This window comes from Arsenicicoccus bolidensis DSM 15745, from assembly GCF_000426385.1.
Classification (GTDB): domain Bacteria; phylum Actinomycetota; class Actinomycetes; order Actinomycetales; family Dermatophilaceae; genus Arsenicicoccus; species Arsenicicoccus bolidensis.
In genome coordinates, this window is the sequence record NZ_AUFG01000004.1 from 124,151 (window position 1) to 144,420 (window position 20,270).

The 20,270-nt window shown below is 70.9% G+C and carries 16 protein-coding genes; 8 read left to right on the forward strand and 8 right to left on the reverse strand.

Translation table 11 applies throughout. The features are described from left to right. Positions 1–13 precede the first annotated feature (13 nt). Entirely contained in the window at positions 14–3,166 is a 3,153-nt protein-coding gene (gene uvrA / locus K313_RS0103765) for an excinuclease ABC subunit UvrA (RefSeq protein WP_051273985.1), read from the forward strand. Between the two features lie 88 nt (positions 3,167–3,254). Further along, the gene (locus K313_RS19925) at positions 3,255–5,573 is read left to right on the forward strand and encodes an SCO7613 C-terminal domain-containing membrane protein (RefSeq protein ID WP_034251493.1); all 2,319 of its coding nucleotides are present in this window, start codon (positions 3,255–3,257) and stop codon (positions 5,571–5,573) included. A gap of 6 nt (positions 5,574–5,579) precedes the next feature. Here K313_RS19925 and K313_RS0103780 read toward each other — a convergent pair whose 3' ends face one another. Genes K313_RS0103780 through K313_RS0103790 form a run of 3 tightly spaced genes read right to left on the reverse strand, consistent with a single transcriptional unit; the run spans position 5,580 to position 7,027 of the window. Beyond that, positions 5,580–6,065: an SRPBCC family protein gene (locus tag K313_RS0103780; protein ID WP_029210494.1), complete on the reverse strand. Its 486-nt coding sequence runs from the start codon at positions 6,063–6,065 to the stop codon at positions 5,580–5,582. Continuing rightward, positions 6,062–6,457: an ArsR/SmtB family transcription factor gene (locus tag K313_RS0103785; RefSeq protein WP_029210495.1), complete on the reverse strand. Its 396-nt coding sequence runs from the start codon at positions 6,455–6,457 to the stop codon at positions 6,062–6,064. Before K313_RS0103785 ends, K313_RS0103780 begins: the two co-directional genes overlap by 4 nt. A 3-nt stretch (positions 6,458–6,460) precedes the next feature. Beyond that, positions 6,461–7,027, reverse strand: coding sequence for a dihydrofolate reductase family protein (locus tag K313_RS0103790; protein WP_029210496.1), 567 nt, complete (start codon positions 7,025–7,027; stop codon positions 6,461–6,463). Between the two features lie 156 nt (positions 7,028–7,183). Here K313_RS0103790 and K313_RS0103795 point away from each other — a divergent pair, with 156 nt between their 5' ends. Next, positions 7,184–7,657: a VOC family protein gene (locus K313_RS0103795; protein WP_029210497.1), complete on the forward strand. Its 474-nt coding sequence runs from the start codon at positions 7,184–7,186 to the stop codon at positions 7,655–7,657. Positions 7,658–7,739: 82 nt separating this feature from the next. Here the strand turns inward: K313_RS0103795 and K313_RS0103800 are convergent, their stop codons facing one another. The 5 genes from K313_RS0103800 to K313_RS0103820 form a co-directional block, all read right to left on the reverse strand. Further along, positions 7,740–8,450, reverse strand: coding sequence for an ABC transporter ATP-binding protein (locus K313_RS0103800; protein WP_240483928.1), 711 nt, complete (start codon positions 8,448–8,450; stop codon positions 7,740–7,742). 2 nt (positions 8,451–8,452) lie between these two features. Further along, entirely contained in the window at positions 8,453–9,346 is an 894-nt protein-coding gene (locus K313_RS0103805) for an ABC transporter ATP-binding protein (RefSeq protein WP_029210499.1), read from the reverse strand. Further along, complete coding sequence (locus K313_RS0103810) at positions 9,343–11,079, reverse strand: branched-chain amino acid ABC transporter permease (protein WP_029210500.1); 1,737 nt, start codon at positions 11,077–11,079, stop codon at positions 9,343–9,345. The genes K313_RS0103805 and K313_RS0103810 overlap by 4 nt, the downstream gene beginning before the upstream one ends. Beyond that, positions 11,076–12,023: a branched-chain amino acid ABC transporter permease gene (locus K313_RS0103815; protein ID WP_029210501.1), complete on the reverse strand. Its 948-nt coding sequence runs from the start codon at positions 12,021–12,023 to the stop codon at positions 11,076–11,078. Before K313_RS0103815 ends, K313_RS0103810 begins: the two co-directional genes overlap by 4 nt. Before the next feature lie 91 nt (positions 12,024–12,114). Continuing rightward, entirely contained in the window at positions 12,115–13,344 is a 1,230-nt protein-coding gene (locus K313_RS0103820) for a branched-chain amino acid ABC transporter substrate-binding protein (RefSeq protein ID WP_029210502.1), read from the reverse strand. Between the two features lie 397 nt (positions 13,345–13,741). On the opposite strand from K313_RS0103820, the gene uvrC reads away from it, so the two are divergent. From uvrC to gap, 5 genes are all read left to right on the forward strand, one after another. After that, positions 13,742–15,802, forward strand: coding sequence for an excinuclease ABC subunit UvrC (uvrC, locus tag K313_RS0103825; RefSeq protein ID WP_029210503.1), 2,061 nt, complete (start codon positions 13,742–13,744; stop codon positions 15,800–15,802). A gap of 486 nt (positions 15,803–16,288) precedes the next feature. After that, complete coding sequence (rapZ, locus tag K313_RS0103830) at positions 16,289–17,164, forward strand: RNase adapter RapZ (RefSeq protein WP_034251598.1); 876 nt, start codon at positions 16,289–16,291, stop codon at positions 17,162–17,164. Beyond that, positions 17,161–18,099 carry a gluconeogenesis factor YvcK family protein gene (locus K313_RS0103835; protein ID WP_029210504.1) on the forward strand — a complete coding sequence of 313 codons (939 nt, stop codon included), beginning with the start codon at positions 17,161–17,163 and terminating at the stop codon, positions 18,097–18,099. Before rapZ ends, K313_RS0103835 begins: the two co-directional genes overlap by 4 nt. Before the next feature lie 79 nt (positions 18,100–18,178). Beyond that, positions 18,179–19,159, forward strand: coding sequence for a DNA-binding protein WhiA (gene whiA / locus K313_RS0103840; protein ID WP_029210505.1), 981 nt, complete (start codon positions 18,179–18,181; stop codon positions 19,157–19,159). A gap of 109 nt (positions 19,160–19,268) precedes the next feature. Next, complete coding sequence (gap, locus tag K313_RS0103845; RefSeq protein WP_029210506.1) at positions 19,269–20,270, forward strand: type I glyceraldehyde-3-phosphate dehydrogenase; 1,002 nt, start codon at positions 19,269–19,271, stop codon at positions 20,268–20,270.

A 20,270-nucleotide genomic window follows, 5' to 3' on the forward strand; every position in this document is an offset into this window, starting at 1 on the left:
TCAGGGAGGGGGTATGTCGGTGGTGGCACCTAGCATTGCGGACGTGCCTGATGCTTCTGTCGCCCCTCGCCGCGCCCACGACCGCCTGATCGTCCGTGGAGCGCGCGAGCACAACCTCCGCAACGTCTCGGTCGACCTGCCCCGCGACTCCCTGGTGGTCTTCACCGGGCTGTCGGGCTCGGGCAAGTCGTCGCTGGCGTTCGACACGATCTTCGCCGAGGGCCAGCGTCGCTACGTCGAGAGCCTGTCCGCCTACGCCCGCCAGTTCCTCGGCCAGATGGACAAGCCCGACGTCGACTTCATCGAGGGACTGTCCCCGGCGGTCTCGATCGACCAGAAGTCGACCAACCGCAACCCGCGCTCGACGGTGGGGACCATCACCGAGGTCTACGACTACCTCCGGCTGCTGTTCGCCCGCGCCGGGCACCCGCACTGCCCCGTGTGCGGCGAGCCCGTCGGCCGCCAGAGCCCGCAGCAGATCGTCGACCAGCTGCTCGCCCTGCCCGAGCGCACGCGCTTCCAGGTGCTCGCGCCGGTGGTCCAGGGCCGCAAGGGCGAGTTCGTGGACCTGTTCGCCGAGCTGCAGACCAAGGGCTTCTCCCGCGCGCGGGTGGACGGCGAGACCGTGTCCTTGACCGAGCCGCCGACGCTGGAGAAGCAGCGCAAGCACACCATCGAGGTGGTGGTCGACCGCCTCGTCGCCAAGGGTGACGACAGCACCAGCAAGCGGCGTCTCACGGACTCCGTCGAGACGGCGCTGCGGCTCACGGGCGGGATCCTGATCGTGGACTTCGTCGACGTCAAGGCCGGCGACGTCGACGACGACGGCCAGGCCCTCCCGCAGCAGCGGCGGTTCTCCGAGAAGATGGCCTGCCCCAACAACCACCCCCTGTCGATCGACGAGGTGGAGCCGCGGTCCTTCTCGTTCAACTCACCGTTCGGCGCCTGCCCCAAGTGCACCGGGCTGGGCACCGAGCTCGAGGTGGACCCGGACCTGCTGATCCCCGACGACGAGCTGAGCATCCGCGACGGCGCCATCGCCCCGTGGGCCCAGGGCTCCGGGGCCCAGGACTACTTCCTGCGCGTCATCGACGCGCTGGCCAAGGACCTGTCGTTCAGCCTGGACGCGCCCTGGCGATCCCTGCCCGAGCGGGCCAAGGAGGCGCTGCTGCACGGGCAGGACTACAAGGTCCACGTCAAGTACCGCAACCGCTACGGCCGGGACCGGTCCTACACCACCGGCTTCGAGGGCGTGGTGCCCTTCGTGCGGCGGCGGCACGCCGAGACGGAGTCCGAGTGGTCGCGCGAGCGCTACGAGGGCTACATGCGCGAGATCCCGTGCCCGGCCTGCAACGGGGCGCGCCTCAAGCCCGAGATCCTATCGATCCTCCTCGGTGGCAGGTCCATCGCCGAGGTGTGCGCCCTGTCCATCGACGAGTGCGCGGCCTTCCTGCGCGACGTGGAGCTCACGGCCCGCGAGCAGCAGATCGCCGAGCGGGTGATCAAGGAGATCCACGCGCGGCTCGGCTTCCTGCTCGACGTCGGCCTCGACTACCTCTCGCTGGACCGTCCGGCCGGCACGCTGTCCGGCGGCGAGGCGCAGCGGATCCGCCTCGCGACGCAGATCGGGTCCGGGCTGGTGGGTGTGCTCTACGTCCTCGACGAGCCCTCCATCGGCCTGCACCAGCGGGACAACCACCGGCTGATCGAGACGCTGACCCGGTTGCGGGACCTCGGCAACACGCTGATCGTCGTCGAGCACGACGAGGACACCATCGCCACCGCGGACTGGGTCGTCGACATCGGCCCGGGCGCCGGCGAGCACGGCGGGCACGTCGTCCACAGCGGGTCGGTGGCCGACCTGCTCACCAACGACGAGTCCCTCACCGGGCGCTACCTGTCGGGCCGTCGCGAGATCCCCATGCCGGCCGTCCGCCGCCCGCAGGAGCCGGGACGCGAGGTGTCCGTCGTCGGCGCCAAGGAGCACAACCTGCACGGCGTGGACGTGTCCTTCCCGCTGGGCAACCTCGTCGCGGTGACCGGCGTGTCCGGCTCGGGCAAGTCGACCCTGGTCAACGACATCCTCTACACCGTGCTCGCCAACAAGCTCAACGGTGCCCGTCAGGTGCCCGGGCGGCACCGCACGGTGACGGGTCTGGAGCACCTCGACAAGGTCGTCCACGTGGACCAGTCGCCGATCGGCCGCACGCCGCGCTCCAACCCGGCGACCTACACCGGGGTGTTCGACCACATGCGCAAGCTCTTCGCGCAGACCACCGAGGCCAAGATCCGCGGCTACCAGCCGGGACGGTTCTCGTTCAACGTCAAGGGCGGTCGCTGCGACAACTGCAACGGCGACGGCACCATCAAGATCGAGATGAACTTCCTCCCGGACGTCTACGTCCCCTGCGAGGTGTGCCACGGCGCCCGCTACAACCGCGAGACGCTCGAGGTGCACTACAAGGGCAAGACGATCGCCGACGTGCTGGACATGCCCATCGAGGAGGCGTCCACCTTCTTCGAGGCCGTGCCGGCGATCTCCCGCCACCTCAAGACCCTGGTCGAGGTGGGCCTCGGCTATGTCCGCCTCGGGCAGCCGGCCACCACGCTGTCGGGCGGCGAGGCGCAGCGCGTCAAGCTGGCCGCGGAGCTGCAGAAGCGCTCCTCGGGCCGCACCATTTACGTCCTCGACGAGCCGACCACGGGTCTGCACTTCGAGGACATCCGCAAGCTCCTGCTGGTGCTGCAGGGGCTGGTCGACAAGGGCAACACGGTCCTGGTGATCGAGCACAACCTCGACGTCATCAAGAACGCCGACTGGATCGTCGACATGGGGCCCGAGGGCGGCAACCGTGGTGGCACGGTCGTCGCGACCGGCACGCCCGAGCAGGTCGCCGAGGTGCCGGGCTCCTACACCGGTCGCTTCCTCGGGCCGGTGCTGGCCAAGACCACCGAGCGGTCCGACGTCTCCATGGCGGCGCCGGTGGAGCGGCCGGTCAAGGGTGCGGCCAAGAAGGCAGCCAAGGCCGCCCAGGCCGCCGCGAAGAAGGCCGCGTCAACGACCTCCGGCAAGGCGGCCTCCACGACCAGGGGCAAAGCAACCGCCAAGAAGGCCGCCGCCACGACGACAGCACCGCGCAAGGCCGCAGCCCCGCGCTCCGCCTGATCCTCCGCGCCGCGTCGGTACGAGGCTGGGGGTCACCTGGGTAGGCATACTCTGGGCGGGGCGTCGGGTCCTGGCCAGCATGTGCTTCATGGCCAGGTTCTTCGACCCCCAGTCCTGCCCCGTCTGCAGCGCCGACCTCCCCACCTCCGTCACCCGGTGTCCCGGGTGCCGCCTGCGGCTGACCCACCCGACCGTGGGCCGGCTCGCGTGGCTCCTCACGGAGGCGGACCGCACCCGAGGCGCCCTCATCGCCGACCCGACCGCCTTCTGCGCGGACGAGCACGTCGGGTCCGCGGCGCCCTCCGCCCACGCGGCCACGTCGGGTCAGGCGACCGTTTCGGCTCAGGCGACCGCGTCGGCTCAGGCGGCTGCTTCCGCGCACACGGCTCCCACGGGCCTGGCCCAGGCAGCTCCCGCCAGGCAGGGCGACCTCGCTCCGGGCTCGGAGCCCGTCGGTCACACCACCGTGCGCAGCACCCTCCTGCTGGTGGGGGCACTGTGCCTGCTGGGGGCAGGCAGCGTCTTCGCCCTGGTCACCTGGATGCTCCTGCCGTGGCAGGCCCGCCTGGTCGTCATGCTGGCGCTCGCGGTGAGCGCAGCTGGGGCCGCGGGTGTCCTGCGTCGCCGGGGGCTGCCCGGATCGGCCGAGACCGCAGGTGCGCTGGCCACCGGCTTCCACCTCATCGGTGTGGCCGTCGCCGCACCCCGGGCGTCGGAGCCACGGATCGTCCTGGCTGTCGGGTTCGCCGCGCTGTGCCTGGTGGGCTGGTGGGTCCTGGGCCGGGGTCTGACGCACGGGTTCCAGTGGCGCAGCGCCGACGCGGCCGGTGCGCTCGGGCTGGGTGGCCTGGGGCTGCTGCTGTCGGAGCAGGTGCACGGGCACGCGCCGTGGCTCGGAGCACTGGCGGTCGTCGGCATCCCCGTGGTGGTGGCCGCGCTGGTGCGGCGACCCGTGCTCCTGCGGCGGTCACCGGCCACCGTCGGGGCCGCGATCCTCGTCCTCGTCCTGGTCTCGTTCGGCACGATGGGGGAGGCCGTCGACGCGATGCGGTCCGAGCGCGTCACCGGCGCCGCCCTGCTGGTCGGATGGACGCTGCCCTGGCTGGCGCTCGTGCTGCTGGCGGGTGCGCGCACCGAGGCCGGCCGAGCCACACCGGTCGGCCGGTTCATGGTGCCCGGCCGGTCCATGGTGCCCGGCCGGTCCACGGTGCCCGGCTGGGCCAGGGTCGGTCTGGCCCTCGATGTGGCGGCCGGCATCGTGCTCGCCGGATGGTGGCTGTCCGCCGCACGGCATCTCTCGCTCGCGGGGAGTGCCTGGACGTCGCTGGCCGTGGTCGCGGCGGTCGGTCTGACCGGGGCGGCCGTGATGCGACTGACGGGTGACGGACGCACCCTGCTCGCGATGGCGCCGGGGTTGACCGTCGCCGCGAGCGCCGTCGCGCCGGGTCTCGCGGTCGGGCTCTGGCGGGCCGCGCGTCCCGTCCCCGAGCCGGGCTCGCTGGTCTGGACCTGGCCCGCGTCGGCCCTGGCGCTGACCGTGATCGTCGTCGTCTCCGGCGCGTTCCGTGGCGGGCGCGTCGATCTGCCGCGCCTCGTCGGGCTCCGCCCGGCGACCCCGGTCCTCGCGGCGCTCGTCGTGCCCTGGTGCGCGCACAGCGCCGCCGCGAGCGGCTGGGCCACCGGGTGGGACACAGGGTGGGACACCGGATGGATCCCGTCTGTCGGTGCCGCTGTCGTGGCGGCGGTCGTCGTGGCGGGCGGAGCGCTCCACGCCCGACGCTCCGCCCCCGATCCCTCCGCCATCGTCTGGTGGGGAGCAGCGCTGGCCCTGAGCCGAGGTGACACCGAGCAGCTGGTGGCGGTGCTGCTGGTCGGCGCGGTGGGCTGCGCCGTCTGGTCCGTCGTGCGGCGGCGGCGGGCCCTGGGCATGGTGGCGACCGGTCAGCTGCTCGTGGCCTGCTGGCTGCTGCTGGCGAGGGCCGACGTCACGACGCCGGAGGCCTACACGCTGGCCGCCGCGTGCTGCCTCGGCGCCTGGTCGCTCCCGCAGACGCTCACGCTCCGCACCCCGTCGATGCCGGCCCTCCCTGCCCTGGTGGTGGCTCTCGCGCCCACGACGATGATGGGGGTGGACAACACGACGTCCGTGCGGGCGCTGGTCGGCATCGTGGCCGCCGTGGCCCTCACCGCGATCGGCGCTGCTCGCCGGAGGGCGGCCCACCTCTACGTCGGCGCCCTGGCCGCGGGGGCTCTCGCCCTGGCCCTGTGCGCACCGGTCGTCAGCCTGCTGCCGCCGTGGCTGCCGCTGGCCGTCGGTGGCGCGGTCCTCGTCGCGCTCGGCGTGACCTGGGAGGCCCGTCTGGCCGAGCTGCGGAGGGTGAGGTCCTATGCCGCTGCGCTGCGGTGAGCGCCGTCACCCCGCGAGCACGTCGTCCATCTGGCCCATGGCCTGGCGCGTGCCCTCCTCGACCCCCATGTCGAGGACCTGCTGCAGGCCCTCCTGGCTGGCGAAGGTCGTCACGGCCGTCAGCGTCGTGCGCCCCGACTCCTCCGCGAGCGCGATGCGCATCGAAGAGGTCGGCAGAGCGCTGGACGGGTTGCCCTCGGCGTCCGCGAAGCCGTCCTCGACGACGAGGAGCTGCGGTTGCTCCACCTCGCGCACCGACCAGTAGCCGTGGTGCTTCTCGCCCTCCGGTCCGGTCATGACGTAGCGCACGGCCCCTCCAGGGACGAGCGAGTGCTCCGTGACGGTCGTGGGGTGGCTCGGCGGGCCCCACCAGCGCTCCAGCTTGCGGGGGTCGGCATACAGGTCCCACACGGCGTCGACGGGCGCGTCGAAGGACGCGGTCACCGTGATGGTGCGCGCCTGCAGGTCCTTGGTGATGTCGGTGACGGTCATGACGACTCCTTGCTGTCGTGAGGGGCGTGCTGAGCGTGTGCGTCCTGGGCGAGGATCTCGCCCATCCGGTCGATCCTGCCGCGCCAGGTCTCCTCGAGCGCCTCCAGCGCCGCCCTGGCGGTCCTGAGCGTCTGCACGTCGGCGCTGACGAGCTGCTCCCGCCCTCGCCGGGTCTTGGTGACCAGGCCGGCCGACTGCAGCGTCGCCACGTGCTTCTGGACGGCGGCGAAGCTCATGGGGTAGTCGCGGGCCAGCTCCGAGACCGAGCAGGGAGCGGCGAGGGTGCGGCTCACGATGTCGCGGCGGGTGCTGTCGGCCAGCGCGCGCAGGACACGGTCCGTGGCTGCGCCGGCGGAGGCCGCGCCCGCAGGTGCCTGCGTCAGGGGGGCCACGGGTCAGCGCCGGACGTCGGCGACGATCTTGGTGATCCCGTTCCGATAGGTCTGGGACTCCACGACCTCGAGGGGCTGCTTGTCCTTGTCGGCGTCGCTGAACAGCCGCTTGCCCGCGCCGAGGAGGACCGGGAACACCAGCAGGTGGTAGCGGTCGACCAGGCCGGCGTCGGCGAGGCCGTGCCCGAGGGTCGCGCTGCCGTGGACGATGATCGGGCCGCCGTCGGACTCCTTGAGGGCGGCCACCTCGTCGAGCGAGCGCAGGATCGTGGCGGGCCAGCGGGGGTCCTCCTGCTCTAGCGTCGTGGACACGACGTAGCGCGGCATCACGTTGTAGCCGGGGAACTCCTCGGTCATGGACGGCCACACCGGGGCGAACGCCTCGTAGCTCGTGCGACCGACGAGCAGGGCGCCGGCCTCCTCCTGCTCGCGCCCCTTGAGCTCGTAGGCGGCGGGGTCGAGCTCGATGTCCTTGAAGGTCCAGCCGCTGCTGCGGTGACCGGGCTCGCCACCCGGGGCCTCCATGACACCGTCGAGGGACATGAACGCGGTGACGATGATGGGGCGCACGGCTTCTCCTCAGATATACAACAGAATGGTTGTACGTTACGCCCGACCGGACCGGTACCGCAAGGGTCGAGCGGGTTCCGCGCGCGATGGCCCGGGTCCAGACTGGGGGAGGGCGCACCGGCATACGGTCGGGCACGCGACGAGAGGGGCACCGCCGTGCAAGGAGTCACCCCGGTCTTCTGGTTCGACGGCGACGCGGTGGACGCCGCCCGGCTGTGGACGTCCGTCATCCCCAACTCACGCATCCTCACCGACATCCCCTATCCCCAGGACGTTGACAAGGGGGAGCCGGGGTCGGTCATGGTGGTGGAGTTCGAGCTCGACGGCAGGCCGTATGCCGGGCTCAACGGCGGGCCTCAGTTCCCCTTCAGCGAGTGCGTCTCCCTCCAGGTCGTCTGCGAGGACCAGGCCGAGGTCGATCGCGTCTGGGAGGCGCTGCTCGTGGGCGGGCAGGAGTCGCAGTGCGGCTGGCTGAAGGACCGGTTCGGGTTCAGCTGGCAGGTCGTGCCGCGACGGCTCTTCGAGCTGTTCTCCTCGCCCGACCCGCAGGTGGTGTCGCGGGTCAACGCGGCCATGATGACCATGGTGCGCCTCGACGTGGCCGCGCTCGAGGCGGCGGCCGCGGGGTGACGGCACGACGGTGGGCCCCGAACCCCGGGCGATGCGGAGTCGGAGCCCACCGTCAGGGCCCACCGTCAGGGCGACGGAGCGGTCACTCCTCGCCGAGGTAGGCCTTGCGCACCTCGTCGGAGGTCAGGAGCTCCTGGCCGGTGCCGCGCAGGACGATCTTGCCGACCTCGAGGACGTAGCCGACGTCGGAGATCTTGAGCGCTGCGTTGGCGTTCTGCTCGACCAGCAGGATGGTCGTGCCCTGGGCCTTGAGGGTCTGGACCGTCGACATGATCTTCTTCATCATGAGCGGCGACAGCCCCATCGACGGCTCGTCGAGCAGCATCAGGCGGGGGCGGGACATCATCGCGCGTCCCATCGCCAGCATCTGCTGCTCACCGCCGGAGAAGGTCCCGGCCGGCTGGGCGCGGCGCTCCCGCAGGATCGGGAACAGCTCGAAGGCCGCCTCCAGGTCCTGCTTGACCGCGGGGGAGCCGTCCCTGCGGGCGAAGGCGCCGAGCATGAGGTTCTCCTCGACCGTCATGCGGGGGAAGATGCGGCGACCCTCCGGCGACTGGGCCAGGCCCAGCGTGACGATCTTGTGCGCCGGGACGTCGTCGATCCGCTTGCCCTCGAAGGAGATCGAGCCGCGGGCGGGTCGCAGCAGCCCGGAGATGGTCCGCAGCGTGGTCGTCTTGCCGGCGCCGTTGGTGCCGATCAGCGAGACGACCTGACCCTCCTCGACGTCGAACGAGATGCCCTTGACGGCCTCGATCTTGCCGTAGGCGACCCGCAGGTCCTTGACCTCGAGCATGCTCATCGGCCCTCCTCCTTGTCGGCGTGGAGCTCGTTGCCGATCTCGGCGTCGATCTCGGCGTCGGACTCGTCCGTGTCCGGGCTCCCGATGTAGGCCTCGATGACCCGCGGGTCGGACTGGACCACCGAGGGCGCGCCCTCGACCAGCGCCTCGCCGCGGACCAGGCAGAGCACCCGGTCGCAGAGGGTGAAGATGAAGCGCATGTCGTGCTCGATGACCACGACCGCCATCCCGTTGTCACGGATCCGGAAGATGAGCTGCTGCGCCTGCTCGGTCTCGCGCGGGTTCATGCCGGCCGTCGGCTCGTCGAGCAGCACCACCTTGGGGTCCGTGGCCAGGGCCCGGGCGATCTCGAGGCGGCGCTGGTCGCCATACGGCAGGTTGCGGGCCAGCAGCTCGGCCGAGCCGCCCAGTCCCACGAACTCCAGCAGCTCCTGGGCCCGCTCGCGGGTCTCGCGCTCCTCGCGGCGGTACTTCGGGCCCCGCACGATGGAGGTGAACGGGCCCGCCGAGGTGCGGCAGAACCGACCCACCATGACGTTCTCGAGGGCGGTCATGTTGCCGAAGAGGCGGATGTTCTGGAAGGTGCGGGCCATCCCCTCCTTGACGACCAGGCCGGGCTTCGGCGGAATCTCCTTGCCCGACAGCGCGACCCGGCCCTCGGTGGGCTTGTAGAGCCCGGTCAGGCAGTTGAAGAAGGTCGTCTTGCCGGCACCGTTGGGGCCGATGAGACCCATGATCTCGCCCTCGTGGACGACCATGTCGACCTGGTTGACGGCCGTGAGGCCACCGAAGCGCATGGTGACGCCGCGGGCCTCCAGCAGGACGGCACCGCCGGGGGTGGGCGCGCCCGAGGGCTGGTCGCCCGGGCGCTCGTCGACTCGCGTGCTCATGACACCTTCTCCACGTGAACGTGCTGGACCTCGTCGGCCAGCTCTTCGTCCTCCTCGTGGAACTCCAGCTGCCGACGCTTGTTGGCGACCAGGCCCTCGGGCCGGAAGCGCATCATCAGCACGAGCAGGAGCCCGAACATCAGGAGGCGGTACTCGCTGAAGAACCGGAGCTTCTCGGGCAGCAGCTTGAGCACCACGGCACCGAGCAGGACGCCGCCGATGGTCCCCATGCCGCCGAGGACGACGGCGGCGAGCAGGAAGGCCGACTCGAGGAACTGGTACTGGTCCGGGGTGACGGACTGGTCGTGGTGGGCCTTGACCGTGCCCGCGAGGCCGGCCAGGAACGCGCCGCCGGCGAAGGCCAGCAGCTTGAGCCCGAACACGTTGACGCCCATGGCCTCGGCGGCCTTCTCGTCCTCGCGGATCGCGATCCACCCACGTCCGATGCGGCTGTCGTTGAGACGGCTGAACACGAGGGTGATCAGGCCGATCAGCAGCAGCAGCAAGAAGTAGTAGTTGGCGAACCGTGGGATGTCCACGCCGAAGATGTTGTGCGTGGTCCCGAAGTTGAAGCCGAAGAACTCCAGGTCGGGGATGGCGGGGATGCCGTTGGGCCCGCGCGTGAGGTTGGGCCCGTGGGTGCCGTCGAGGTTGTTCATCGCCAGGCGGAAGATCTCGCCGAACGCCAGCGTGACGATGGCCAGGTAGTCACCCGACACCCGCAGGGTCGGCGCACCGATGATCAGGCCCATGACGGCCGAGAAGCACGCGCCGATCAGGACGACGACCAGGAACGGCGGGTGCCACCCGATCGTGGCGAAGGTCGACTCCGACAGCATCGCCGCGACGTAGGCACCGGCGCCGAGGAAGGCGATGTAGCCCAGGTCGAGCAGCCCGGCCAGACCCACCACGATGTTCAGGCCGATCGCCGTGGCGGCGAAGATGATGACCTGGGTCGCGATGGACATGTTGGCGTTGGACCCGCCCTGCGTGAACGGGAAGGCGAACGCCGCCATGAAGGTCGCCAGGAGCAGGACCCGGCTGTGGTGCGCCGCGACGACCGACAGCCAGTCGAAGAACCCGCCGCCGGACAGCCCCGCTCCGGCCGCGAAGACGAAGGTCAGGAACAGCACGAACACCCAGGCGTCCTCGATGCCGAGGCCGTAGGCGGCGCCGAAGAGCACCAGCGCGACGAGCGCCACGATGATCAGGATCTCGACCCAGCCGGCGAAGCGCTGGTGCGGCTCGGCCCGAGCCTTGTGCACCGGCAGCAGGAAGCCGGCGGCGGCGATCAGGGCGGCACCCACCACGCCGATCCACAGGCCGGGGTCGGCGGCGGCGATCAGGGCCGGGTCGGAGGTGGCGACACCGACGAGCACCAGCAGCATGAACACCAGGGCGCCGATGCCGAGGCGCTTCAGCCCCGACGGCGAGCCGAGGCGCCGGCCCAGGCGTGCCAGGGGCCCCTTGCGGACCAGCGTCATGAAGAGCGCGAGCAGTCCGAGGGCGACGGCCATCAGCTGCACGGGCGCGGGGTAGCCGACGAGGGTCACGTTGCCCAGCAGGGACGCGTCGTAGGTCCAGGGCAGGAAGGCGCTGGCGATCAGCAGGAGGGACCCGACGATGCCGACGATCCACGCACGGGTCAGTCGGGGCTCGAGGTCCGCCGGAGTGGCGGCGGCCCCGCGTCGCGACATACGGGCGTCGCCCGAGGGAGAGGTGACGGTGCTCATGCCCGGTCCACCACCCGAGCGCCCATGATGCCCTGGGGGCGGAAGACGAGGAACACGATGAGGAGCCCGAAGGCCCACACGTCCTTCCAGTCGGAGGGGAACAGGTTGGTGGCGAAGGCCTCGACGATGCCGAGGGCGATCCCACCCACGACGGCGCCCTGGATGTTGCCGATGCCTCCCAGCACGGCGGCGGTGAACGCCTTGAGGCCGTAGAGGAAGCCCATGCGGAAGCCGATGGTGCCGTCCTGCAGGCCCTGCGCGACGCCGGCGATGGCCGCCAGGGCCGCGCCGAGCGCGAAGGACACGACGATGATGCGGTCGACGTCGACGCCCATGAGGCGGGCCGTGTCAGGGTCCTGGGACACGGCCTGCATGCCGCGGCCCGTCCGGGTGCGGTTGACGAACCACCACAGGAAGGCCGCGGACACCAGCAGCGACGCGATCGTGAACAGGGCGGGACGGGCGAGGCTGACGCCGCCGAGGCTCCAGGCCGCGCCGGTCACGCCCTCGATCTGCGGGAACGAGATCTTGGACTTGGCGCTGGGGAACTCGAGCGGGTTCCAGTCGACGAAGAGCCCGGGCCGGTCGTAGAAGAGGCGGACGGCCTCCTGGAGGAGGACCGAGATGCCGATGGCGGTGATGAGCGGGGCGAGCCGGGGTGCGTTGCGCAGCGGCCGGTAGGCCACGCGCTCCATCAGGACGGCCGTCAGGACCGAGGCGAGGATGGCGCCGATGATCAGGACGGGCAGGATCCAGATCGAGGTCTGGCCCTTGAACAGCAGCAGGTAGGTCGACATGGCGCCGAACGCGCCGATCATGAAGACCTCGCCGTGCGCGAAGTTGATGAGCTGGACGATGCCGTAGACGACGGTGTAGCCGACGGCGATCAGGGCGTAGAGGGAACCGAGGGTCACTCCGTCCACCAGGTACTGCAGGAAATGCATGCGGGCACCTTCGATCGAGTGATGACAGGGGTTGGAGGCGGGGAGGGTTGGCCTCCCCGCCTCCGATGGAGCTCGTCAGGCGATCTCCCGATCAGGCGGTGCCGGTCTTGGCGGCGACCCACTTGCCGGCCTCGACCTTGTACGCCGTCAGGGTGCGCGTCTTGGTGTCGCCGTACTCGTCGAACTCGACCTTGCCGGTCACGCCGTCGATCGCGACCTTGCCGACCGCGTCGGCCATCTTGGCGCGGGCGTCCTCGACCGACGTGGCGTCCTTGAGGGCCGTCTTGGCGCCCTCGATGATGGCGTTCGCCGCGTCGTAGGAGTACGCGCCGTAGGCCTCGGAGGGCTCCTTGTAGCCGGCCGTCTTGTAGTCCGCGAGGAAGGTCTTGCCCTTCTCGAGGGTGTCGGTCGGGGCGCCGACCGAGGTGGCGAGGTCACCCGTGGCCGAGGCGCCGGCCAGCTTGATGAAGTCGGCGGCGAAGATGCCGTCGCCACCCATCACCGGGACCGCGAGACCGGCCGACTTGGCCTGCTGCGACAGCGGGCCGGCCTGCGGGTACTCACCGCCGTAGTAGATGGCCTTGGGGGCCGACGGCTTGATCTTGGAGATGACCGGGCCGTAGTTGGAATCGTCCGGGTTGATCGTCTCGGCGGCCACGACTGTGCCGCCGCCCTTCTTGAACTCCGCGGTGAAGGCCTCGACCAGGCCCTGGCCGTAGGTCTTCTTGTCGTGGATCGTCGCGACCTGCTTGATGCCCTGGTCGAGGAGGTACTTGGCCGCGAACGGGCCCTGGACCGAGTCGGTGGTGCAGGTGCGGAAGTACGAGGGGTACATCCGCTGCGGGGAGTCGGCGAACTTGGCTCCGCGGGTCAGCGAGGGGTTGGTGTTGGCGGGCGAGATCTGGACGATCTTGGCCGTCGAGAGCACCGGCTGGACGGACTGCGAGGTCGAGGAGTTGAGCGTCCCCACGACCCCCAGGACGTCCTTGTCGGCGGCGATCGCGGTCGCGGCGTTCTTGGCGACGTCGGGCTTGGCCTCGTCGTCCTTGGTCACGACCTCGAACTTCCAGCCGGGGACGGCATTGCTGTCGTTGGCCTTCTTGGCCGCGAGCTCGACCGAGTGCTGGATGCCGAGGCCCAGCGCGGACAGGTCGCCCGAGACGGGGGCGATGACGCCGATCTTGGCGGTCTTGGTGGCGCCCGAGCCGGAGCCCGCGGAGCCGGTGTTGGTCGTGGATGCCTCGCGCGAGCCGCAGGCCGACAGTGCGAGGGACGCCGCCAGTGCTGTGGCACCGAGGGTCATCCAGGATCGCTGCTGCACGTTTCCTCCCAGAGGGTGTGGGGAGCCGCCGTCATCGTCGACGACCGCTTCAAGTGCGGCTGACAATAGGGCGGCTGGGCAGGTCCTACCAGGGTCCGGTCGAAGCCGCAGCGTGACTGTGACCTCCCCGTGACCAGTGACTTGGCGCGTCACCCCGTGCGTTTGGCTGTGTTTGCCTCCGTATGCCGCCCGGCTAGCGCCGGGTCATGGTCCCGGGTGACCGTTCGTCGCCGCAGAGCGACCGCTTGCGGCAAACCCGGGCGCAGCCGCAGGCCACTCGGGTCGTTTGGGCCGAACGGATGACGGGCGCGGGCGGCTGTCGTCGCCGGCAGTGTCGTGCAGGTCGTGGTGGAGTCGTCGTGGAGGGCCTGTCGGTGCTGCGACATAGGGTTGTCGGGTGGCTGATCCTTCCTCCTACCGACCCCGCCCGGGGGAGATCCCGGTGGACCCGGGCGTCTACCGCTTCCGTGACAAGGAGGGGCGGGTCATCTATGTCGGCAAGGCGAAGTCCCTGCGGTCGCGGCTGAGCTCCTACTTCCAGGACATCGGTGCGTTGCACCCGCGGACGCGACGCATGGTGACGACCGGGGCCTCGGTCGAGTGGACCGTCGTCAAGACCGAGGTCGAGGCGCTGCAGCTGGAGTACTCCTGGATCAAGGAGTTCGACCCTCGGTTCAACGTCAAGTACCGCGACGACAAGTCCTATCCCTACCTCGCGGTCACCATGGGCGAGGACTTCCCCCGGGCCCAGGTCATGCGCGGCGCCAAGCGCAAGGGCACGCGCTACTTCGGGCCCTACGGCCACGCCTGGGCGATCCGCGAGACCCTCGACCTGCTCCTCAAGGTGTTCCCCGTGCGGACGTGCAGCTCGGGGGTCTTCAAGCGGGCCGCGCAGGTCGGACGGCCCTGCCTGCTCGGCTACATCGACAAGTGCTCGGCGCCCTGCGTCGGCCGGGTCAGCCCGCAGGAGCACCGCGAGATCGCCGAGGAGTTCTGCGAGTTCATGGCCGGCAGCACGACCAGGTTCGTGCGCCGCGTCGAGCGGGAGATGCAGGCCGCGTCGTCCGCCCTGGAGTTCGAGCGCGCCGCCGTGCTGCGCGACAACCTCGGGGCGATGACCAAGGCCCTCGAGAAGTCAGCGGTGGTGCTGGGCGACGCGACCGACGCCGACGTCTTCGCGGTGTCCGACGACGAGCTCGAGGCCGCCGTCCAGGTCTTCTACGTCCGCGGCGGGCGCATCCGCGGCCAGCGCGGCTGGGTGGTGGAGCGCGAGTCCGAGGACGTCGCGTCCCTGCCGCTGCTCATGGAGCGGCTGCTGCAGCAGGTCTACGGCGGGGAGAGCAGCGAGGGCGTCCCCCGCGAGGTGCTCGTCCCCGTCCTGCCCGAGGACGCCGAGGCCGTCGAGCAGTGGCTGACCGAGCTGCGGCAGGCCCGGGTCGAGGTCCGCGTGCCGCAGCGGGGCGACAAGCGTCAGCTCATGGAGACGGTGCGGCGCAACGCCGACCAGGCGCTCGCCCGCCACAAGGTCACGCGCGCCGGTGACCTCACGGCCCGCAGCCAGGCGCTGCAGGAGCTGCAGGACGCCCTCGAGCTCGACGAGGCCCCCCTGCGGATCGAGTGCTACGACGTCTCGCACGTGCAGGGCACCAACGTCGTGGCGTCGATGGTCGTGTTCGAGGACGGGCTCCCGCGCAAGGGCGAGTACCGCCGGTTCATCGTGCGGGGGGACGAGACGTCGGGCGCCACCGTCGACGACACGGCCGCCATGCGCGAGGTCCTCATGCGCCGCTTCCGCCGACACCTGGCGCAGGCGGAGGCGCAGGGCGAGACGCTCACCGAGGGGAGCACCACCGCAGAGGTTGCGGGGGAGGTCGCCGCGGGTGGCACCGCCGCGGAGTCGGCCGGGGACCCAGGGGCCGGGCTCCCCGACACGCCCGCGGGGATCGACCCCGAGACGGGCAAGCCCCGCCGCTTCGCCTACGCCCCGCAGCTCGTCGTGGTCGACGGCGGCCTGCCTCAGGTCAACGCGGCGCAGCGGGTCCTCGACGAGCTCGGCATCGACGACGTGGCCCTCGTGGGGCTGGCCAAGCGGCTCGAGGAGGTGTGGGTCCCGCACCAGGACTTCCCCGTGATCCTGCCGCGGTCGAGCGAGGGGCTCTACCTCCTGCAGCGGCTGCGCGACGAGGCCCACCGCTTCGCGATCACCTTCCACCGGCAGCGGCGGTCCAAGGCGATGACGACGAGCGCGCTGGACGGCATACCGGGGCTCGGCGAGGCCCGCAAGAAGGCCCTGCTGCGGACCTTCGGCTCCGTCAAGCGGCTGCGCGGGGCGAGCGCCGAGGAGCTGCAGGAGGTGCAGGGCATCGGCCCGGCGCTGGCGCAGGTGGTGCACGCCCGGCTGGCGGGGGAGCAGGCGGAGCCGGCAGTGAACCTCACGACCGGTGAGGTGCTGGAGTGACGACGAGAGCGTGAGGACCCGAGCGAGGGACGAGCGAGGCCCGGAGCGCCGAGGAGTCGCTCCGGAGGGAATGGAGTGACGACGAGAGCGTGAGGACCCGAGCGAGGGACGAGCGAGGCCCGGAGTGGCGACGAGAGCGTGAGGACACGAGCGAGGGACGAGCGGGGCCGGAGTGGCGACGAGAGCGTGAGGACACGAGCGAGGGACGAACGAGGCCCGGAGCGCCGAGGAGCCGCTCCGATCGGGAGAGGAGCGCCGAGGAGTCGCTCCGAAGGGATTGGAGTGACGACGACGGCGTGAGGACACGAGGGAGGGACGAGCGAGGCCCCTCGCGCTGCGTCGACGGGACGTCTCCGCTGGCTAGACTGACGCCGACCCGCCCACCCGACAAGGAGCCCACCTGTGGTCGAGCCGACCGAGCAGCGCGAGTCCGACGCCCGCCCGGGCGAACCCTCCCGGCGGTCCGGCGATCCTGACACCGCGGACATGCCGCTCGTGTCGCGGCGCCACGAGTTCGTCGTGGTGACGGGTCTGTCCGGCGCTGGACGGTCGACGGCCTCCAACGTGCTGCAGGACACGGGGTGGTACGTCACGGACAACCTGCCGCCGCAGATGCTGGCGCCGATGGCGACCTTGCTGCGGGACAAGCAGCCGGAGGTGCTGCGGGTCGCGGCCGTCGTCGACGTCCGGTCGAGGGACATGTTCGAGTCGCTGTCGGAGGCGCTGCAGGAGCTGCGCGACCTGGGCTGGCAGCCGCGGGTCGTCTTCCTGGACGCGACCGACGAGACGCTCGTGCGCCGCTTCGAGAGCGTGCGCCGTCCGCACCCGCTGCAGGGTGACGGGGGACTGCTGGAGGCGATCCAGGAGGAGCGGCGCCGGCTGGGCGACATCCGTTCGGTGTCCGACACGATCGTCGACACGAGCGGCTTCAACGTCCACCAGTTCTCGGCCAAGATGGCCCAGATCTTCGACTCCGAGCGAGGGCCGCGCCTGCGGGTGGCGGTCATGTCCTTCGGGTTCAAGTACGGCATACCCCTGGACGCCGACATCGTCCTCGACATGCGCTTCCTGCCCAACCCCTTCTGGGTGCCCGAGCTGCGCAGCAAGACCGGCCGTGACCCCGAGGTGGCCGGCTTCGTCTTCGACCAGCTGGGCGCCGACGAGTTCGTGGAGCGGGCCGTGGCGATGATGGACGCGATGATCAGCGGCTACGTCCGCGAGGGACGCCGTTATGTCACGCTGGCGGTGGGCTGCACGGGCGGCAAGCACCGTTCGGTGGCGGTCGCCGAGCGGTTGTCGCGCGAGCTGTCCGGCCCCGAGGTGGGCACCATCACCGTCCACCGAGACCTGGGGCGCGAGTGAGTCGCCCCCGGGTCGTGGCGCTGGGGGGAGGCCACGGCCTGGCGGCGACCCTGTCTGCCCTGCGCCTGGTCAGCGACCAGATCACCGCGGTCGTGACGGTCGCCGACGACGGCGGTTCCTCGGGCCGGTTGCGCGAGGAGTTCGACGTCCTTCCCCCCGGTGACCTCCGTATGGCGCTGGCGGCGCTCTGCAACGATGACGAGTGGGGCACCACGTGGGCGGCGGTGCTGCAGCACCGGTTCGCGGGGGAGGGGCCCCTCGGCGGTCACAGCCTCGGCAACCTGCTGATCCTGTCGCTGTGGGAGCACTACGGCGACACCGTGCGTGGTCTGGACATGGTCGGCCGGCTGCTCAGCGCCCGCGGACGGGTGCTGCCGATGGCCGCCGTGCCACTCACCATCGAGGCGGTCGTCCGGGGGCTGGACCCGGCGGAGCCCGATGCGCTCAGCACGGTGCGGGGTCAGGCCTCGGTCGCCAAGACCCCGGGCCAGGTCGCGTCGATCGCGGTGGTCCCGCAGGACCCTCCCGCCAGTCCGGAGGCGGTGCAGGCCATCGACGACGCGGAGTGGGTGGTGCTGGGGCCCGGGTCGTGGTTCACCTCGGTCATCCCGCACCTGCTCGTGCCGGAGCTGCGCGAGGCCCTGGTCCGCACCCGGGCGCGACGGCTGCTCAACCTCAACCTCGAGCTGGACACCTCGGAGACGTCCGGCTTCACCGCCGAGCGGCACCTCGAGGTCCTCGCGGCGCACGCCCCGGGGATGCGGCTGGACGTCGTGCTGGCCGACCCCTCGGTCGTCGTCGACGAGCCGGCGCTGCGGCGCGCGGCCGCGACGCTCGGCGCGGAGCTGGTCGTGGCCAAGGTGGCGACGGCGGGCAACCCCGGCCAGCACGACTCGCTCCGGCTCGCCGCCGCCTACCGTGACATCATGAGCTGACTACATTGCGCTGTCACCTTTGTACGAAACGTGCCGAATTCGCCCACTCAACGTGCGGCCTACTGTCAGGATGGAACTCATGTCGATGACGGCCATGGTCAAGGACGAGCTCAGTCGGCTCCAAATCACCAAGCCCTCGTGCCGCAAGGCGGAGGTCTCCGCCATCCTGCGGTTCAGCGGTGGTCTGCACATCGTCGGTGGACGCATCGTCGTGGAGGCCGAGCTCGACACCGGCTCCGTCGCGCGGCGCCTGGTCAAGGACATCGCCGATGTCTACGGCTACACCAGCGAGATCGGGGTGCTGTCCGCCGGCGGGCTGCGCAAGGGCAGCCGATACCTCGTGCGTGTCGCCCAGGACGGCGAGGCGCTGGCTCGCCAGACCGGTCTGATCGACCCCCGCGGCCGTCCCGTCCGCGGCCTCCCGCCCAAGGTCGTCTCGGGCGCCACCGACGACGCGGTCGCCGCCTGGCGCGGCGCCTTCCTCGCGCACGGCTCGCTGACCGAGCCCGGACGGTCCTCGGCGCTCGAGGTCACGTGCCCCGGCCCCGAGGCCGCGCTCGCCCTCGTGGGAGCGGCCCGGCGCTTCTCCATCGCGGCCAAGGCGCGCGAGGTGCGAGGCATCGACCGCGTGGTCATCCGCGACGGCGACGCGATCAGCCAGATCCTCACGCGCATGGGCGCGCACGACGCGGTGATGGCGTGGGAGGAGCGGCGGATGCGTCGCGAGGTGCGCGCCACGGCCAACCGCCTGGCCAACTTCGACGACGCCAACCTGCGCCGCTCGGCGCGCGCCGCCGTCGCCGCCGGCTCGCGGGTCGAGCGAGCTCTGGAGATCCTCGGCGAGGAGGTGCCCGACCACCTGCGCCAGGCGGGGACGCTGCGCCTCGAGCACAAGCAGGCCAGCCTCGAGGAGCTCGGGCAGCTCGCTCAGCCGCCGATGACCAAGGACGCCGTCGCGGGCCGGATCCGGCGCCTGCTGGCGATGGCGGACAAGCGGGCCCAGGATCTCGGCATGCCGGGCACCGAGGCCAACCTGACCCCGGACATGCTCGACCTGTGAGCTGACCGGCCCACATCTCGGACCGGTCACGGCCCGACCACGCGTCCGGCAGCACTTCCGACTAGGGTGGGCAGCGCCAAGTTGAAGACCCTCTAGGAAGGCTCAAGACGTGACTGTTCGCGTTGGGATCAATGGCTTCGGCCGCATCGGCCGCAACTTCTTCCGCGCCGTGGTGGCTTCCGGTGCCGACATCGAGGTGGTCGCCGTCAACGACCTCACCGACAACAAGACGCTGGCCCACCTGCTCAAGTACGACTCGATCCTCGGCCGCTTCCCCGGCGAGGTCACCTACGACGACGAGTCCATCACGGTGGACGGCAAGAAGATCCTGGCCTTCGCCGAGAAGGACCCCTCGGCCCTGCCGTGGAAGGCCAACGAGGTCGACGTGGTCGTGGAGTCCACCGGCTTCTTCACCGACGCCACCAAGGCCAAGGCGCACATCGACGCCGGCGCCAAGAAGGTCATCATCTCCGCCCCGGCGAAGAACGAGGACATCACCATCGTCATGGGCGTCAACGACGACCAGTACGACGGCTCCCAGACGATCATCTCCAACGCCTCGTGCACCACGAACTGCCTGGCCCCCATGGCCAAGGCGCTCAACGACGGCCTGGGCATCGTCAAGGGTCTGATGACCACCATCCACGCCTACACCCAGGACCAGAACCTCCAGGACGGCCCGCACAAGGACCTGCGCCGCAGCCGCGCCGCCGCCCTCAACATGGTCCCGACCACCACCGGTGCCGCCAAGGCCGTCGCCCTCGTGCTCCCCGAGCTCAAGGGCAAGCTGGACGGCTACGCCATGCGCGTGCCGACCCCGACCGGTTCCGCCACCGACCTCACCTTCGAGGCCTCGCGCGAGACCACCGTCGAGGAGGTCAACGAGATCATCAAGAAGGCCGCCGAGGGCGCCATGAAGGGCAAGCTCGTCTACACCGAGGACCCGATCGTCTCCAAGGACATCGAGACCGACCCGGCCTCCTGCGTCTTCGACGCGGGCCTGACCAAGGTCATCGGCAACCAGGTCAAGGTCGTCGGCTGGTACGACAACGAGTGGGGTTACTCCAACCGCCTCGTCGACCTGACCGCCCTCGTCGGCTCCAAGCTCTGA

What these genes read in the sequence shown, in the direction of transcription:
- K313_RS19925 (WP_034251493.1), top strand. Translation starts at nt 3,255, where the DNA reads ATGGCCAGGTTCTTCGACCCCCAGTCCTGCCCCGTCTGCAGCGCCGAC.
- rapZ (WP_034251598.1), top strand. Translation starts at nt 16,289, where the DNA reads ATGCCGCTCGTGTCGCGGCGCCACGAGTTCGTCGTGGTGACGGGTCTG.
- K313_RS0103810 (WP_029210500.1), bottom strand. Translation starts at nt 11,079, where the DNA reads ATGAGCACCGTCACCTCTCCCTCGGGCGACGCCCGTATGTCGCGACGC.
- K313_RS0103800 (WP_240483928.1), bottom strand. Translation starts at nt 8,450, where the DNA reads ATGCTCGAGGTCAAGGACCTGCGGGTCGCCTACGGCAAGATCGAGGCC.
- uvrA (WP_051273985.1), top strand. Translation starts at nt 14, where the DNA reads ATGTCGGTGGTGGCACCTAGCATTGCGGACGTGCCTGATGCTTCTGTC.
- K313_RS0103815 (WP_029210501.1), bottom strand. Translation starts at nt 12,023, where the DNA reads ATGCATTTCCTGCAGTACCTGGTGGACGGAGTGACCCTCGGTTCCCTC.
- whiA (WP_029210505.1), top strand. Translation starts at nt 18,179, where the DNA reads ATGTCGATGACGGCCATGGTCAAGGACGAGCTCAGTCGGCTCCAAATC.
- K313_RS0103805 (WP_029210499.1), bottom strand. Translation starts at nt 9,346, where the DNA reads ATGAGCACGCGAGTCGACGAGCGCCCGGGCGACCAGCCCTCGGGCGCG.
- K313_RS0103780 (WP_029210494.1), bottom strand. Translation starts at nt 6,065, where the DNA reads ATGACCGTCACCGACATCACCAAGGACCTGCAGGCGCGCACCATCACG.